Source organism: Neobacillus drentensis, from assembly GCF_036962765.1.
GTDB lineage: Bacteria > Bacillota > Bacilli > Bacillales > Cytobacillaceae > Neobacillus > Neobacillus drentensis_C.
Map to the genome: position 1 here is coordinate 1 of NZ_JBALOS010000445.1, position 1,273 is coordinate 1,273.

General features: G+C 38.8%; 1 protein-coding gene. It reads right to left on the reverse strand.

The features are described from left to right. Positions 1 to 27 precede the first annotated feature (27 nt). Positions 28 to 1,200: a M20 family metallopeptidase gene (locus tag V7137_RS30545; RefSeq protein WP_335701540.1), complete on the reverse strand. Its 1,173-nt coding sequence runs from the start codon at positions 1,198 to 1,200 to the stop codon at positions 28 to 30. Positions 1,201 to 1,273 lie beyond the last annotated feature (73 nt).

Here is a 1,273-nt window from a genome sequence, read left to right on the forward strand (position 1 = left end):
ATGCGAAAATAGCCTTTAGAAAAAATATTAATGTTTGCTTTCTACTGCCTGCATAAATTCATTTTTCATTTTTTCCAATGCATCTTTATTGGTTATTAAATCAAAGCCAGTTAGGGCAAGAGCCAAAGCTCCCTTTGAAAGTATCTGGTGAGAGTTATCAGTGATTGTTAAATCTGCAAATTCCCTAGTATGAGCAATAAGTCCAGGCGAATCAAGACCAATGTAAGGATGGATAGCTGGGACAACATGGCTTACGTTCCCCATGTCAATTGAACCATATGAATTCTTCGCTTTGTGAACTTGCTTAACACCAGTACTCAAGAGATTTGCAGTAAATAATTGGGACAGCGTTTGATTGGTTACCATATTATCATAACTTAATTCATAATTTTCAATATGGACTTCTGCACCAGTCATCGAAGATGCCCCTTTTGCAATACTGATTACCTTTTGAACAACCTCATTTAAATAGCTTCGGTCTTTGGCTCGAACATAAAACTGAGCAACGGCTTTATCAGGGACAATATTGGCTGCCACTCCGCCTTCTTTAATGATCCCATGAATTCTAACATCAGAAGTTACATGTTGACGAAGGGCATTGATCCCATTAAATAATTGGATTACAGCATCGAGTGCATTAATACCCTTCTCTGGAGAAGCTGCCGCATGACTGGTCCTGCCTCGGAAGTCAAATTGAATCGCATCCATTGCTAAAGATTCACCACTCTCATAGGACTCATCTCCAGGATGCAGAATCATTGCTGCATCTATATCATCAAACATACCTTGTTCTGACATCGGCACTTTGGCACCGTTAGTTTCTTCGGCAGGTGTTCCTAAGACAACTACACGGCCGCCAATTTCATCCACTACTTTACTTAAGGTCACACCAGCACCTGCACTCATCGTTCCGATCATATTATGACCGCACCCATGCCCAACCTCTGGTAATGCATCGTATTCGGATAAATAAGCAATCGTTGGTCCAACCTTCTTGCTGTCATATACGGCTTTAAAAGATGTTGCCCGGCCAACAATTCCCTTCTCCACTACAAAATTATGTTCTTCGAGGAACTCTATTAATCGTTTACTAGATTCATATTCTTGATCCCCTAATTCGGGATGATGGTATAAGGTATCACTAATCTCCCATAATCTATCTTGAATCATTTCTAAATAATTTTTTAAAATGTCTTTCATGCTGAAAACTCCTCTGCATTATGATTAAAATTACGAAATAATTAATAAATATACATCAATTGGAGCATTTCTT